The organism is Shimia sp. R11_0 (genome assembly GCF_017744035.1).
In the GTDB taxonomy this organism is placed as follows: domain Bacteria; phylum Pseudomonadota; class Alphaproteobacteria; order Rhodobacterales; family Rhodobacteraceae; genus Shimia; species Shimia marina.
Window position 1 is genome coordinate 74,366 of sequence record NZ_JAGHQY010000001.1, and the last position, 16,020, is coordinate 90,385.

Here is a 16,020-nt window from a genome sequence, read left to right on the forward strand (position 1 = left end):
TCACACAGCGCTCCAATCCAGCACAACTTTGCCAGAGGCACCCGACAGCATAGCATCAAATCCGGCCGCAAACTCTCTCACGGGTAAGCGATGCGTGATCACACGGGAGACATCCAGACCATTCTGCAGCATGGCGATCATCTTGTACCAGGTCTCAAACATCTCCCGGCCATAGACACCCTTAATGGTGATCGCCTTAAACACAATGCGAGACCAATCCACCGGAGACTGCCCCGGCGGAATACCAAGCAAGGCTATCTTGCCCCCCATGACCAGCGCCTCCACCATCTGATCCAGCGCCGCCTGTGACCCGCTCATTTCAAGCCCCACATCAAAGCCTTCTTTCAGGCTCAGCCCGTGCATCACATCATTGAGATCTTCCTGCGCCACATTCACCGCGCGCGCGTTGGGCACCACATGCTCCGCCAGCGCAAGTCGATCCGGGTTGATATCGGTGATCACCACATGGCGCGCGCCCGCATGTTTGGCCACCGCTGCCGCCATGATCCCGATCGGCCCCGCGCCCGTGATCAGCACATCTTCGCCCAGCAGATCAAAGCTCAGCGCCGTGTGCACCGCATTGCCCAATGGATCCAGAATCGCGCCGATCTCATCGGGGATATCATCGGGCAAAGGCACCACATTAAACGCCGGCAGCCGCAGATATTGCGCAAAGGCCCCCTGCACATTCACCCCAATGCCGCGCGTGCCGGGATCAAGGTGAAACTTCCCCGCCCGCGCCTGACGGCTTTCATGGCCAATGATATGGCCCTCACCCGAACAACGCTGACCAATCGTGAGCCCGTCCACCCGGCGTCCGATCTCCACGATCTCCCCGGCGAATTCATGGCCGGTGATCATCGGCACCGGCACCGTGGCGCTGGCCCAGTCATCCCAGTTCCAGATATGAATATCCGTGCCGCAGATCCCAGTTTTATTGACCTTGATCAGCACCTCATCTGGCCCGATCTCAGGCACCGGGGCCTGCACCATCCACAGCCCTTTTTCAGGGTGGGATTTCTCCAACGCGGTCATGGTGTTTGCACGCATCAGATCACTCCCACAGGTCGGTGGACAGGTATTTCAAACCACTGTCGCACATGACAATCGCCACACAGCCGCCCTTTTCCGGCCCCCGCAGCAATTCTATCGCACCGGCCAGATTGGCCCCGGCGGAAAAGCCTGCAAAGATGCCCTCTTTCTGCGCCAACAGCCGCGCGCCCTGCCGCGCGTCCTCTCCTGTCACTGAAAGATGCCCCGCCAAAGCGGCGCCCTTCAGATACACGAGATCCCCCATGGCATAGCCGCCCCCCTGAATGGGATGCTCTGGCTGTGTCACCGTTTCGCCCGCAATCGCCCGCGCGCCTTCCGGCTCCACCGCATAGCAGCGCACGCCTTTGGGCCCGAGATAGGCCGCCGCCCCAGCCAATGTCCCGCCAGAGCCCGCAAAATCACAAAAGGCCGTCACCGCCCCGTCAGACTGCGTCCAGATTTCAGGCCCAGTGCCAGTTTCATGCGCCTTCGGATTGCCCGCATGACCAAACTGATCCGCCCGAAACGCCCCGCGCTCTTCGGTGATCTGCTGCGCCGCCGCGTCCACCATGGCGAGATCTGCGCCAGACACTTCGCCCGGCTTGCTGCCCGCGGCTTGCGGCACAATCACCACTTCCGCGCCCAAAGCCCGCATCATGCGCGCGCGCTCGACCGAATTACCCGCGCTCATCACCGCGACAAACGGATGCCCCAGAATGCCGCAGACAATCGCCAGCCCGGTCCCCATATTGCCAGAGGTCAGCTCCACCACCGTCTGCCCCGGTGCAAGCGTGCCATCCCTGCGCGCCATCTCGATGATCGCCCGGGCCGCACGGTCTTTCTTGGAAAACCCCGGAAGGAGGTAATCCAGCTTTGCCAGAATACGCCCCTCAAGTTTCAGATGGTCGCAGAGCCGGGTCAGGGACACCAATGGCGTATTCTCAATCGCCTCAACAACGGAGGGTAAAATCATTTCAGCACTCCCAGTTCCTTGCCCACTTTGCCAAAGGCCGCCAGCGCCCGGTCCAGCTCATCTTTGGTCAGCGCCGCATTCATCTGCGTGCGGATGCGCGCCTGTCCGCGCGGCACCACCGGGAAGAAAAAGCCCGACACATACACGCCTTCCTCAAACAGCCCCGCTGCCATCTCCTGCGCCAGAGTCGCCTCGCCCAGCATCACCGGAATGATCGGATGTTCCCCGGGCAGTATATCAAAGCCCAGCGCCTCAAGCCCGGCCCGCCAATAGGCCGCATTCTCAAACAGGCGTTTACGATCCGCAGCCCCCTCCTCAACCAGCCGGAGCGCTTCGATCCCGGCGGCAACAATGCTGGGCGGCAGCGAATTGGAGAACAGATAGGGCCGCGCCCGCTGCCGCAGCAGGTCGATCACTGGCTGCGGCCCGGCGATATAACCGCCAATAGCCCCCCCAAGTGCCTTGCCCAAAGTCCCGGTGAGAATATCCACATCCACACCAAAATGATCCGGCGTGCCCGCCCCGTTTGGCCCCATGAACCCGGTCGCATGGCAATCATCCACCATCACCACCGCGTCATACTCTTTCGCCAGCCGCGTGATCTCCGGCAGGTTCGCCAGATAACCATCCATGGAAAACACCCCATCCGTGGCAATCATGATGTGGCGCGCACCTTCGTTCTTGGCGTGCTGCAGCATCGCCTCCAGATCCGCCATGTCATTATTGGCATAGCGATAGCGCTTCGCCTTACACAAACGGATACCGTCAATGATCGACGCATGGTTGAGACTGTCAGAAACAATCGCATCCTCTGGCCCCAACAAGGGCTCAAACAGCCCGCCATTGGCATCGAAACAGGCTGCAAAGAGGATCGCGTCGTCTTTCTTCAGAAACGTCGCCAGCTTCTGTTCCAGTTCCCGGTGAATGTCCTGCGTACCGCAAATAAACCGCACCGAAGCCATGCCAAACCCGCGCGGCTCCATCGCCCCCTTGGCCGCCTCGATCAGCGCCGGATTGTCCGCCAGCCCAAGATAGTTGTTGGCACAAAGGTTGATCACCTCCCGCGCCCCCACTGCAATCTCACCGCCCTGAGGCGAGGTGATCATGCGCTCCTGTTTCATCAGCCCCTCCGCCTCAATGGTTTTCAGCGTGGTACGGATGTCGTTCAGAAAAGCATCTGACATGAGGTCCTCCATAATGATGGACGCACCTCTACCATAACGGATTTATCTCCGTGAAGGGGGAATTTCACTATAGCGGACAAAAATCCGTGATTTCAGAAATCACCCCAACCCAACCGTCAGGAAGGGCTGTCTCTCGGGGGCGCCCTTGGGGACTCCCCCCCGAGCAGCAAGGTCTCGACAGCATCCTTCACATCGCAAACTGAACTGTCGCAAAAGCGTCTACCCAAATAGCCGCAGCCCTTCGCAAAGAGCCTCACCCATTCTTAACAATCAAAAACACCCGCGCAGGCTGGGTGGCTTCAATACTGTGCGCCACATCCGCGCCGTAGCGCGCTGTGTCCCCCTCGGACAATTCCTGCGCCGCCGCACCACTGCTCACCCGCACAGCCCCTTCCAGCACCGTGAGCTGCTCAGTTGCGCCGCGTTTGTGCGGCGCGCTTTTCAGGTGCCCGCCCGTCTCAAAACGGATGTCATAGACTTCATGCCCACCCACATCTTCGGGTGGGGACAGAATATGGATCAGGCACAGGTGACCCATATTGTCAAAACGCGGCACATCACTGGCGCGCAGCACCTCAACCTTGTCTGCGGCATCCGCATCCAACAGCCCGGCAAAATCCACCTGCAACGCCCGCGTCAGGTTCCACAGCGTCGCTATGGTCGGGCTGCTTTCGCCCCGTTCAATCTGGCTCACCATCGACCGGCTCACGCCCGAAAGTTTCGCCACCGCATCTAGCGACAGCCCCTGTGCGCGGCGGGCTTCGCGCAGACGCGCGGGCAGGAGATCCAAAATCGGCAAGTCAGTGTCCATACCCTCTGATGCCGCCAAGCCCGTCCTCTTGTCAATCAACACCCTGCGCCGACCTTCCGTAGGACTACGGGTCAACAGACCGTGACGCGCCGTTCCTGCTGACTTCATCCGGGCCCCTCTGCATAGTGCGCGACAAATGCGACTGAGAGGAGAGGACCCATGTCCGACATCGTAATTCTGGGCGGTGCCCGCACCGCCGTTGGTACTTTTGGCGGATCGCTCGCCAACACCCCCCCAATTGAGCTGGCGACCGCTGTGTCCAAAGCCGCCATCGAACGCGCAGGTGTTCAGGGCGACCAGATCGGCCATGTGGCTTTCGGTCACGTCATCAACACCGAGCCACGCGACATGTATCTCTCCCGCGTTGCCTCTGTGGACGCAGGCGTGCCCAATACCACCCCAGCGATGAACGTGAACCGCCTCTGCGGCTCCGGCCTTCAGGCCATCGTGTCCGCCACCCAATCCCTGATGCTGGGCGATGCAGATTTTGCCCTCGCCGGTGGGGCCGAAAACATGTCCCGCTCTCCCTACATCCTGCAACAGCAGCGCTGGGGCCAGAAGATGGGCGACGTGAAAACGCTGGACATGATGCTGGGTGCGCTGAACTGCCCGTTTGGCACCGGCCACATGGGTGTGACCGCGGAAAACGTCGCTGATGAGCACGACGTGACCCGCGAAGACATGGACGCTTTCGCCCTCGCCAGCCAGGAGCGCGCCGCAGCGGCGATCGAAGCCGGTTATTTTGACGAACAGATCACCCCGGTCGACGTCAAAGTAAAGCGCGACATGGTGCCATTTGTCCGTGATGAACACCCAACCGCCTCCACCATGGAGTCTCTGGGCAGGCTGCGTCCGGTCTTCAAGAAAGATGGCCGTGTGACCGCAGGCAACGCTTCTGGCCTGAACGACGGTGCCGCCGCCATCGTGCTGGCCCGCGCAGAGGCCGCAGAGGCCGCTGGCCTGACCCCGAAGTTCCGCGTGCTTGGCTATGCCCACGCCGGTGTGCGCCCAGAGGTGATGGGTATTGGCCCGATCCCGGCTGTGGAAAACCTGCTGGCGAAAACCGGTCTCTCCGTGGCCGACTTTGACGTGATCGAAAGCAACGAAGCCTTCGCCTCCCAAGCCATCGCCGTGAACAAAGGCCTTGGTCTGGACACCTCCAAAGTGAACCCGAACGGCGGTGCGATCTCTCTGGGCCACCCGGTTGGCGCAACCGGTGCGATCATCACCGTGAAACTGATGTATGAACTGGAGCGCACTGGCGGTTCCAAAGGTCTGGCGACCATGTGCATCGGCGGCGGTCAGGGCATCGCACTCGCCATTGAACGTATCTAAACCTTTCAAAGCAAACCTGCATCGGCCAAAGGTTAACGCCTTTGGCCGGCGTGTGTTTGGCACCTCCGCATTACGGACGCGATACAGACGCAATACCGACGTGCCAAAAAATGGTTAATCCACCCAGAACGTGACCTGATCCGACCGCCCCGTCGCGTCAATCACCGTCACCGTTGCCTGGCCCTTTCCATCCATCGGCAAGCGCACTTCAGAACGGCGCATATTGGTAAGTACCGGCTGCCCATTGGCCAGAAATGTCAACGGAAAGGCCGCATTGCGCACCTTGACCACCACGCCTTCTTCCCCCTGTGAAAGCCGCGCACCCTGTGGCGGAAAGGCCAGTTCAAGGCTCTCAGAGGCAGGCTCAAACACTGCCTGTCGACCCTTAAATTTCTTAAGCGGTTCAGGCAGTTGTCCGTGGCTGACAATCAGCGTTTCCGGCGGCGGAGGGGACAGTGGATCTAGCTCTGGCTTAAGGCGCTGAAACAGCTCAAACAGCACCGGTGCCGCCACCTCAGCCCCAAAGGCACCGGGGACAGGTGTTCCATCAGGTCGGCCAATCCACACGCCCGCCACATGCCTGCCATCAAAGCCCAGCGCCCATGTGTCCCGATGGCCATAAGAGGTGCCGGTTTTATAGGCCAACCCGCTGCGCGCCGCCCCCACCGGCGGGGCAATCTCAGACAGAATATCCCCCAAATGCCACGCCGCCGAACGGCTTATAATGCGTTGCTTTTCATATGTTTTTTTGGGATATTTCCAAGTCAAATCAGATGCCTCGCCCCCTTGTGGAAACATCGCATAAAGCGACACAAGCTCTTCCAGAGACACCCCAACGCCCCCCAAAGCCACCGCCAGTCCGGCCGCGCCTCCCGGCACTTCTGGCCGCAATCCCGCGCGCCGCATCGCCACCATCAAATTAGCTGGCCCAATCTCATCGGTCAGCAACACAACCGGGATGTTCAAAGACAGCGCCAATGCCTCCCTGACACGTACATCACCCCGAAATTGACCATCAAAATTCTGCGGCGCGTAGCGACCAAAATGCACGGGCCGATCGGAAATCAGGCTCTCTGGATGCACAAGCCCCTGGTCAAAAGAAAGTCCATATACCAAAGGCTTAAGCGTAGACCCCGGCGAACGTTTGGCCTGCGTCATGTCAATGAAGCCTTGCCGCCCGTCGCCATCACCAAACCCGGCGGAGCCCACAGATGCCAGGATTTCACCGCTTTCATGATCCGCAACAATCATGGCCACCGATAAACGCCGCCCCAACCTCTGCACCGCCTGCGCGGCAAGCGTCTCAAGCGATTTTTGCAGGGTCAGATCCAATGTCACATGATGCCGCTGGGCCAAAGGATCCTGTTGCCGCGCCCGATCTGCCATATGTGGTGCCAGCACAGGGAAAGGCCTGCGGGTCTGTGCAATCGGCGTGATATGTGCGGCCTGCACATCATCCTCTGTCAAAACACCCTTCTTTTCAGCAACATAGAGCACCCGATCGCGCGCAGCCTGTGCTGCCTCTGGATGACGATCAGGGCGGCGGGCATTGGGGCTCTGCGGAAGAGCCACCAGAAGTGCGCTTTCGGCTGGGGTCAGCCGGTGTGGTTCTTTGCCAAACCACGACAGCGTCGCGGCACGGATGCCCTCAAGATTGCCACCAAAGGGTGCATGGGTCAGATAAAGCTGTAGAATTTCTGTTTTGCTGAGGCGTTTCTCCAGCGCGAGTGCCACCCGAATTTGGCGCAGCTTTCCGGCCCAAGCCCCTGTGCCGGAATCTTCAATAAGCCGCGCCACCTGCATCGTCAGGGTAGAGCCCCCAGACACCACACGCTGCTGCGTCAGCGCCTGCCAGGCGGCACGCATAAAGGCTTTGAAATCAACACCCTGGTGTTGCCAAAACCGGGCATCTTCATAGGCAACCAACATCGCCAAATAGGTCGGATCGACGTCGTCCACCGCAGCGCTCATACGCCAGAGACCATCCTCCACAGTATAGGCTCGCAAAAGCGCACCTTTGCGGTCCAGCACTTCAACGGAGGTCTCTGCCAACAGAGGCGGCAGCTCTGTCTCGTTGATCCAACGGTCCAGCGTGTCGCGCGCACCCGCAAAGAACAAAAGCCCCCCAACTAGCAGGACCGCCAGCCAAAGCCGCATGTCACTCGCTCACGACAAGGCGCGCTGCCGCCGTGTTGGCCCTATATTGCGGGCGATACATGTCTTCGACAGAGGCCGCTGGATGATGATACACTCCCGGGCTGACAGCTCGCACAACATAGGCCAGTTGGAAGGGTCTATCAGAACGCCAGTCCACCGCTGCCAGAAACCGATCCGCGCGGAACTCGCTGTGCTCTGCGGCGGCGGGCGCAAGCCATTCAAGCCCCCGAATGTCTCCACCGGACAAGAGATTGGGATTGTCGATCTCAAAGCCTGCAGGCAAAGGATCGTTGATCATGAGACGCGCCCCCACCTGTGTGGAAGGCCGAACGGTGAGCACCGCAACAAGGCGCGTGCCCGTTGCCACCGAGCCCGCGGTGACTTCCTCACCTTCCATGGTGAAATACTGCCGCGTCAGGGCATATCCATATCCCCCCTGCTCCACAGAGTAAGTCGGCACACCAAAGGTTGTGAGTGTGACCCTCTTGGGCGTATCCCCCTCATTTCGCAGCACTTTATCAACTGCAAGATCTCCTTCAGACCAGCGCGCCACAAGGGCACTCTCAAGGGCCGTGCCGTTCAAGCTCAGCGCGGTTTCACCAGTCTCTGAAAGCAGCCCCTGCGCGGCCAGCAAAGACCAAACCGCCTCTTGTGTAGAGAGCTCTCGCGCAGGTGAGGTCACCTGCTCTGCCAACCCTTCCAGATCAAGGGCGTCGCTTTTGGCTTCCAGCGCCAATGCCATGGTGCCCGCCACATCACGCAGCGCTGTGCCATAGTCAGCACGCCAGAGAGGTCGCGCGTCAGCCTCTGTGGACTGCGCCGCAATCTTGTCAGCCGCAATACGGAACATATGGTCGGCGCGCGTCTGGTCCCCATACATGGCCAGCGCCGCGCCCAACTGCGCCGCCGCCAGAGGCGTGGCAAAGGCCTCCGCTTTGACATCCGCATAGTAACGCAGATCGCCCATGGCCGCCGCCCCCTCTCGCGCGAGGACCAGCAAAGCATAGGCAATGTCTTCGCCGCCGCGCTCAAAATCTGGCGCATAGTTGATCCGGTTGCGCAGATTGTTCATCGCCTGCTGAAAGGCCTTTGGCGGCACCACATGCCCCCGTGATTTCGCACGTGACAGAAAATCACCAACATAGGCATCCAGCCAAAAATCCCCGGAATCCGGACGCCAGAGGCCAAAGGCTCCGTTGCTCGACTGCCGGGTCAAAATCAAAGCGATCGCCTCTGAAACGCGCTGATCCAAACCGTCCTGAGGCACGATCCCAACCGCATCTGCCACCTCTTCAAAATACAACAACGGCAGGGCCTGTGATGTGACCTGCTCAGTGCATCCATAGGGGTAGCGATCCAACGCCTGCAAAAGTCCTGGCGCATCAAATCTGGCCAAAGCGCCGGAAGACACCATCAGTTCCCCAGTCCCCGCCCGCAAATCAGCAAGCACATCAGATCCCACAGTCAGGCTTTCTCCCGGCGCGAGGCTCAATTGGCGTGTGATGCTGATCGCAGGGTCATTGGCCCGCACCGGCACAGTGAGCGATTTTACCAACTGTTTGCCGTCAGGTGTCGTCAGTGCAATGCGAACGGTATGATTGCCAACACTTTCAGCCACCACAGGCACGGAGAGCCGCGCAGTTCCCAGTGCTGCCAAGTCCAAACCTGACGGGACAGCGGAGGTGTCAAGCGACAGGCCCTGTGCAACCACGTCAAGCCCCATACGTCCGGCCGGACCCTCAGCATGCACAAATTCTAGCAGAAGGCGGCTTTCATCACCTGGCGCGAGAAAGCGCGGCAGGCTGGCGGTAACAACCACAGGGTCGCGCACCAAAACATCGGCTTCGGCCTGTCCCACTGCGGTGTCAGACCACGCCACAGCCATTAAGCGCACCGTGCCATTGAACTCGGGCAGATCAAACTGCGCCTGCGCTTTGCCGTCTGCGCCAACCTCAACCGGGCCTGTGAAATAGGCCACCAGTTCTTCGGTTGGCGGTGGTGCCTCAAAACCGCTCCCCGCATTGGCATCGCCGCCGCTGCGCAGCTGCCCCATGCTGCCTTGCAACCCATTGATCAGACGCCCGTAAATATCGCGAATTTCCATACCCAGACGCCGCTGTCCAAAATAGTGCGCGGAAGGATCAGGGCTTTCAAAACGAGTCAGATTCAAAATGCCCACATCGACCGCTGCCAATGTGACGAACGCTGTTTCCCCCTCTGAAATACCTGCCACATTGACTGTGACATCAAGAGGACCACGCGGTTCTGCCGTGAGAGGCGTGCCAATCTCGACCGCAAGCTGTTTGTGCCCTGGATCCACAGCTGCGTAGCGCAGGCCCAATGCGCGCGCTGGGTTTTGGCTCAGCTGCGCATCAGAAGGCCGGATCACCGATGCGGTCACATAGGCCCCTGCGCCCCATTCTTCCGTGACAGGAAGATCTATCAGGTTTTCGCCCTCCTGAACGTCCACTGCTTTCATCGCAATCAAGCGGTTGGACATCACCGAAATCAGAGCTTTGCCAGCAAACCGCGGCACCAGACGCAGCTGCGCGGTATCACCAATCCGATAGGACTGTGCATCAAGGGACAGTTCAAGCGTATCAGGCGTTTCAGTTGTATCCGCAGGCGCATACCAGCCTGCTGAGAACGAGAGAGCACTGCTGACATAGCTGCCGCCTTCCTGCTCCACCACAATTTCATACTGCCCCCAGGTGACATCGGCAGACACCGCAATCGGCACCCCTTCTGCCGTCATGCGCCCCTGTGCAACGGTATGGCGTGTTGTCGTGGGTTCCCACTCCCAGCCGCCATTCAGCTGATACCACTGATAGCGTGTTTCAACCCGATTGACGGCCCAGCGCAGAGCCATATTGGCCGGTGTCAAATCTGCGTTGAGCGGCAAAATCTCAAACTGGGCTGTGCTGTTTTCCGCGATGACGTCTTCTTCAAAGAGCGCCTTGATACCGATCAATGGCGTTTGTGCGGCCACCGGATGTTCTAAGCGGCGCTCTACCGGACGCCCCGCACCTTCCAAAACGCGCACAGCGATCTCTGCCACCAGCGGCTTGCCTTGGGCCTCCTGCTGCGGCAGGGTCACCGATACCTCAGCTTCACCGGCAGCATCCGTCACCGCGCCATCGAAATACGCAGTCTGACCAAAGAAAGGCGTGTCATACCGCCCAAAGACAAACCCCGGATGGGCGGCAATCTCGGATTTTGCCTGTAGCTTCACCTGCCCTTCAATTGCCAGATCAGCGGCTGGCGCTCCAAACAGATAGCGCGCCTTCAGCGCAATCGGCGTTGGGGCCACCGCGTCCAATGGGGCGTTTGGCGCATTCAGTGAGAAATCGATCCGTTCTGGCAAAAAGTCTTCGACCAGCACCTTGGCCTGTGCCAAGGCGGGCGCATCCAGATCGGATTTGAAATCAACTGTCCAACGCCCGCGTGGCACTGTTGCGCCCAAGGGCATTGCAAAAACATGGCCACCCGCCACACCATCAGGCGAGACCATCCGGCTGTATTCCACACCGTCAGGGCGCGTCAGAATCGCCGTAAGGGGGACGCCCGGAAGCGCCTCGGCCAAAGTACCGCGCACCAATGCCGTCGCGTGAATAGTCTCTCCCGCGCGATAGGCCCCACGATCCGTTGAGACAAAGACATCCATCGGCGGTGCCGCCGGGCGGCCCTCTACGCCCCGGTCAGACAAATCAAATGCCGGCTCGGTCAGTGAGAGGAAAGAGAAATCATCCTCCGACTGCACCATAAGCAACGCTGGCGCCGCAGCCCCTGTACCCCGCGTCAGCCCAGCGTCAAATACGCCATAGCCCTGCGCATCAGTTGTCACTTCCCCAAGCACCCGATTGGCGCGCGACAGAAGCGTCACCTTGGCTTGCGCAAAGGCGGAGGCATCCGAAAGATGGCGCACAAACACATGTAGTCCGTCCGTGCCACTGAGAGATGTCATCCCGATATCAGACAGCAGAAACCACTGCGTAGCGGACGTCTCATCATATTTATCCGCGCCAATGAGATCTGCCGTCAACGCATAGACGCCTGCGGGCTGGCCTTTCACCAGATCTCCCAGAGGCAGACGCGTTGTCATGGTCTGGTTGAGGCGATTTTCTACCTGACCGGATCCTGTCCAGATTGTCTCAGCCACATCACGATTGAAATCTTCCAACTGCCAATAGCTGAGCGGCTGTCCAAAATAGCTGTCCTGAATGGCCCGCAAAAGATTGCGGTCGTTCACGCGCTGCAAGGTCAGCGTCACCTCATCGGTATTGACCGTCTCAATCGGAAGTCCCGCATCTGCGGAACGTGGCAACACATAAGCGCGACCGGCAAAAGCCACCTTGGGGCTGCGATCCCGCACATAAGCACGCAATTCTGTATCCTTGGACAGTGTCTCTCCACTCTGCGCCGGAAGCCCCTTGCGGAAGATCACCGCAATATCCTGACCATGTGTAAGGCCTTCCACGCAGATGCGCTGCTCTTCTACGCGCACGGCAAGGCGGGAATCGGGTAGTTTCACAAAAGGCGTGTAATCCTGACCAACCTTGATCAGAGGCTCATTGAATTCTGCGCAGAATCGCGGGCTTTCCAGATCACTTTCCACCTGATGATCCGAAACGCGAAAGCCATATTTGGCGATTGCCGTTTCAAGCTTTTCGGCAATATCAATTCGGTTCTGCACCCCACCGGCCAGACGCAGGCTGCGCAGGACAGCTTTGCCACGCCCCTGTTCCTCAAGTTGCTCCGCCAAAAGCAGAAGCGCATTCACCTGCTCACTTTTGCTGGCTGCACGCAGATAGGCGTTGATGGCCGCGCCAGCTGCACGCGTTTGGTAGGTTGTGGTGTTGCCCGATTGCGATGTGGCAAGTGCCGCATTCATCCGGCCATATTCGGCCCATAGATCACTGCGGTCCTGTTTACTGAGTGCGGCGCCAGTCCAGCGCATGGCCGACAGCATATTGCCTTCTGCGCGCCTATCCCGCGCTGACGCAAGCATGTCTTCGACATCCCAAGCACCGCCCGCGTGGTAGCGACCAATTTTTTCCGCCAGTTCCTGCGCCGTCTTCAAATCACTTTCCCGTAGAAACATCAGCTCCGCGCTGCGCGCACGGCCCAGCTGCAAAACTTGCTCCGAAACGGAGAACACCTCAGCAGACAGCGCCCCCTCATAGGGCTCTTTCTGTGAAATGGCCGATTTTGGGAAACAGGCATTGGATTTACGATTGAACGTGAAAGCCGTGCAGTCTGAATCATTCAAGCACGTCTGAATGCAGGCTTCGTAAGTGGTGTCGAAAATGTTCTGCAGATCCGATCCATAAAAATCCACATCCGGGCTCACCACCACGCGACGCTCTGGAATATAGTTTTCGGCAATGGTGGTCGTCGCGGTCAAAATGCACAAAACAGCGGTCAATACGCGGAACATTTCGCTCTCCTCAGTTCAATGAAGCGATGGTGGCACGCAGACGCCAAGCTTGGCAACGGCGATAAGCCTAGACGAGAGTTAAGCAGATATTCATCGTCGTCTGAGATAACTCACTGAACTGTAGTGGACGACTTGAGGATCGGCGAATGTCGCTGGCGCAAAAACTTGCTGACGAACGACGGGCACGTTTGGCAGCCGAACGTTTGCTGGAACTGAAAAAGCGCGAGCTTTATGCGGCCAATCGGAAGCTGGGCAAACATGCTGCGCAGCTCTCAAACGAGATCGTAGAGACACGCGCCGAGTTTGAAACCGTCGTCAAGGAAAACAAACGTTTTCGTACAGATCTGGAAACGGCACAGGAACGCGCTGATCAGGCAGAGCGCCGCCTCTGGCATTCCATTGCCACCATAAAGGATGGCTTTGCCTTCTTTGATCAAGGCGGCAAGATGATCGCGGCCAACCCTTCCTATCTGGCGATATTTGAAGGCGCAGATCACATTAAGCCCGGCGTGAGCTATCAGGAGATCATGGAGTTTGCTGCTCACGAGGGCCTGTTCGTTCTGGAAGATACAACGCCGGATGACTGGTGCGAGATGATGGCCCAGCGTTGGCATGATGACGAGCCGGAACCCGTGATTGTTCAACTCTGGAATGAAGAGTTTCTGAAACTTCTGGATCAGAAAAATGAAGGTGAGGACCGCACCAGCCTTGCATTGAATATTACGGAAAGCGTGCGCCAGGAAGCGGAGCTGCACCGTGCCCGCCAGGAAGCGGAAGCCGCCAGCCAGGCAAAATCCGCCTTTCTGGCCAATATGAGCCACGAACTCCGCACGCCAATGAATGGTGTGGTCGGCATGGCAGGCCTGCTCATGGACACCACTTTGAGCGAAGAACAACGGCTCTTTGCCTCGACAATCAAAAGCTCTGGCGAAGCGCTGCTGTCCATCATCAACGATGTATTGGACTACTCCAAACTCGGTGCCGAAAATGTCGGGCTGCGCAATGAAACCTTTGATCTGGAACGTTGCATTCATGAGGTCATGACCCTGCATCAAGTCTCCGCCCGTGAAAAAGGCGTCGAACTTCTTGTGGATTACGATCTGTTCCTACCAACACAATTCGTGGGTGACGTCGGGCGTTTGCGTCAGATTCTCACGCATCTTGTGGGTAATGGGGTCAAGTTCACCCACAGCGGTCATGTCTGCGTGCAGGTGGTCGGGGTGATCACTAATGACGGCTCAAAAGCCGTTTTGCATGTCACGGTTCAAGACACCGGCATCGGTATTCCTGCGGAACAGATTGACCATATCTTCGGCGAATTCCATCAGGTCGACACCAGCCAGAACCGAGAGTTTGAGGGCACCGGTATCGGACTCGCCCTAACCAAACAGCTGGTCAATCTGATGTCTGGAGAAATCTGGGTGGATTCCGTGGAAGCTGAAGGAACCTCTTTTGGCTTCCGCCTCACGCTGCCGATTGATGAAAACTGCGATCATTTGCCAATCCCGCTGGCAGATACTGTGCAGCATGTCCTTGTGGCCTCGGAATCTGAAGTCAGCAGTGATTTTTTGAAAAAGCAGCTTGAACAAATGGGGGCGACAGTCACGCTGTGTACTGAACAGTCGCAGGTTATGCTTTTGGCACCTCATGTGGATCTGATCCTTGCAGACCACACTCCAACGGGCGTGGATGCCCGACAGCTTGATCGCGAACTGCGCGCTGCCAATGTCTGTCCGCCTATTCTGGCTTTGACCAGCAATGCGGAAGCCTTTGCCGGTCTTGAAGGCGACAGTTTGATCAAAGCCATTTTGCAAAAACCCGGCTCCCGCGCAGAACTTAGTTTGGCCATCAGTCAGTCCGCTCAGGCCATCAGTGCGGTAAGCCCCGCGCAAAATATGCGCCGTCGCATGCGTGTGCTGTCAGCGGAAGATAACAAGACCAACCGACTGGTTTTGGAAAAACTGCTGAAGTCTCTGGATATTGATCTTGAGTTTGCCAAAGATGGCGTGGAAGCCGTGGAGATGTACAAATCTTACGCGCCAGATCTGATCTTCATGGATATCTCCATGCCGCGCATGGATGGCACAGAGGCCACTCAGAAAATCCGGGAACTGGAAGAAAACAGCAATCAGCATACGCCCATCATCGCCCTGACCGCATTGGCCAATGAGGGTGATGAAGAGCATGTGCTGAGCTGTGGTCTGGATCGATATCTGACAAAACCCCTGCGCAAAGCAGAGATTTTCAAGGCCATTTCCGAACATAAGCCCAAAGGGACCACCGATCCCTTTGAGGCAACGGCAGTTGCGGTTTAGGCGTTGCTTTCGGCATAATCACGCAGGAAAACCCAGCGGTCCCCTTCCGATTGTTCCGGATCAAACCGATAGCCACCATAGTCGAATTCTTTAAGGCTCTCAGCGTCAGTTAGGCGGTTGTGAATCATGTAACGCGCCATGGAGCCGCGTGCTTTTTTTGCAAAGAACGACACAATCTTGGCGGTGCCGTTGCGTTCTTCCATGAAGACCGGTGTGATCACGCGCAGTTTCAACGCTTTCAGATCCACCGCGCCAAAATACTCCTGGCTGGCGCAGTTCACCAAAACATCCGTGTTCAAACTCTCCGCCTGCGCCTTCAGCGCTTTGGCAGGTGCCGTGCGCCAGTAATCATAGAGGTTGGTGCCTCTGCGGGTCTTCAGGCGACTGCCCATTTCAAGCCGATAAGGCTGCATCGCATCCAAAGGCCGCAGCACCCCATATAAGCCGGAAAGAATGCGCAGATGCTCCTGTGCCCAGCGCATCTCATCAGGCTCAAGGCTCGCCGCATCCAGACCAACATATGTGTCCCCGGCGAAAGCATACACCGCAGGCCGCGCGGCCTCGATTTCGGGGGCGGCCTCAAAAGCACGGAACCGGTCACGATTGAGACGCGCCAAGTCTTCGCTCAGATCCATAAGCTTGCGCAGATCACCAAGCGTAAGATTTTTGGCCGTCTTTGCCAGACGGATGGCATCTTCCTGAAAGTCAGGCTGCGTCATCTCAATGGAGACGGGATCCCAATTCAAACGTTTGGCTGGTGAAATCACAACAAGCAT

General features: G+C 58.3%; 9 protein-coding genes. 2 read left to right on the forward strand and 7 right to left on the reverse strand.

Features of this window, described 5'->3' with window-relative positions:
* From tdh to J7382_RS00325, 4 genes are all read right to left on the reverse strand, one after another.
* Nucleotides 1-1,035: an L-threonine 3-dehydrogenase gene (tdh, locus tag J7382_RS00310; protein WP_209067521.1), complete on the reverse strand. Its 1,035-nt coding sequence runs from the start codon at nt 1,033-1,035 to the stop codon at nt 1-3.
* Nucleotides 1,036-1,054: 19 nt separating this feature from the next.
* Nucleotides 1,055-2,005, reverse strand: coding sequence for a cysteine synthase family protein (locus J7382_RS00315; RefSeq protein ID WP_209066367.1), 951 nt, complete (start codon nt 2,003-2,005; stop codon nt 1,055-1,057).
* Nucleotides 2,002-3,189 (reverse strand): glycine C-acetyltransferase, encoded by a 1,188-nt coding sequence (locus J7382_RS00320; RefSeq protein ID WP_209066368.1) that lies wholly within the window; start codon nt 3,187-3,189, stop codon nt 2,002-2,004. Before J7382_RS00320 ends, J7382_RS00315 begins: the two co-directional genes overlap by 4 nt.
* Nucleotides 3,190-3,442: 253 nt before the next feature.
* Nucleotides 3,443-4,000 carry an XRE family transcriptional regulator gene (locus J7382_RS00325; protein ID WP_209067523.1) on the reverse strand — a complete coding sequence of 186 codons (558 nt, stop codon included), beginning with the start codon at nt 3,998-4,000 and terminating at the stop codon, nt 3,443-3,445.
* 159 nt (nt 4,001-4,159) lie between these two features.
* Here J7382_RS00325 and J7382_RS00330 point away from each other — a divergent pair, with 159 nt between their 5' ends.
* Complete coding sequence (locus tag J7382_RS00330) at nt 4,160-5,335, forward strand: acetyl-CoA C-acyltransferase family protein (RefSeq protein WP_209066369.1); 1,176 nt, start codon at nt 4,160-4,162, stop codon at nt 5,333-5,335.
* Nucleotides 5,336-5,449: 114 nt separating this feature from the next.
* On the opposite strand, the gene pbpC is transcribed toward J7382_RS00330, so the two are convergent.
* Together pbpC and J7382_RS00340 are read right to left on the reverse strand one after the other, a co-directional pair.
* Nucleotides 5,450-7,492, reverse strand: coding sequence for a penicillin-binding protein 1C (gene pbpC / locus J7382_RS00335; RefSeq protein WP_209066370.1), 2,043 nt, complete (start codon nt 7,490-7,492; stop codon nt 5,450-5,452).
* Between the two features lies 1 nt (nt 7,493).
* Nucleotides 7,494-12,929, reverse strand: coding sequence for an alpha-2-macroglobulin family protein (locus J7382_RS00340; RefSeq protein ID WP_209066371.1), 5,436 nt, complete (start codon nt 12,927-12,929; stop codon nt 7,494-7,496).
* Nucleotides 12,930-13,075: 146 nt separating this feature from the next.
* Between J7382_RS00340 and J7382_RS00345 the strand changes: the two genes are divergently transcribed.
* Nucleotides 13,076-15,244: a response regulator gene (locus tag J7382_RS00345; RefSeq protein WP_209066372.1), complete on the forward strand. Its 2,169-nt coding sequence runs from the start codon at nt 13,076-13,078 to the stop codon at nt 15,242-15,244.
* Here the strand turns inward: J7382_RS00345 and yaaA are convergent.
* A complete protein-coding gene (gene yaaA / locus J7382_RS00350) occupies nt 15,241-16,020 on the reverse strand; it encodes a peroxide stress protein YaaA (protein ID WP_209066373.1) in 780 nt (259 codons plus the stop codon). The genes J7382_RS00345 and yaaA overlap by 4 nt on opposite strands.

Bases quoted from the DNA above. Each gene is read 5' to 3' on its own strand.
- tdh (WP_209067521.1), bottom strand. From the start codon at position 1,035: ATGACCGCGTTGGAGAAATCCCACCCTGAAAAAGGGCTGTGGATGGTG.
- J7382_RS00315 (WP_209066367.1), bottom strand. From the start codon at position 2,005: ATGATTTTACCCTCCGTTGTTGAGGCGATTGAGAATACGCCATTGGTG.
- J7382_RS00320 (WP_209066368.1), bottom strand. From the start codon at position 3,189: ATGTCAGATGCTTTTCTGAACGACATCCGTACCACGCTGAAAACCATT.
- J7382_RS00325 (WP_209067523.1), bottom strand. From the start codon at position 4,000: ATGGACACTGACTTGCCGATTTTGGATCTCCTGCCCGCGCGTCTGCGC.
- J7382_RS00330 (WP_209066369.1), top strand. From the start codon at position 4,160: ATGTCCGACATCGTAATTCTGGGCGGTGCCCGCACCGCCGTTGGTACT.
- pbpC (WP_209066370.1), bottom strand. From the start codon at position 7,492: ATGCGGCTTTGGCTGGCGGTCCTGCTAGTTGGGGGGCTTTTGTTCTTT.
- J7382_RS00340 (WP_209066371.1), bottom strand. From the start codon at position 12,929: ATGTTCCGCGTATTGACCGCTGTTTTGTGCATTTTGACCGCGACGACC.
- J7382_RS00345 (WP_209066372.1), top strand. From the start codon at position 13,076: ATGTCGCTGGCGCAAAAACTTGCTGACGAACGACGGGCACGTTTGGCA.
- yaaA (WP_209066373.1), bottom strand. From the start codon at position 16,020: ATGCTTGTTGTGATTTCACCAGCCAAACGTTTGAATTGGGATCCCGTC.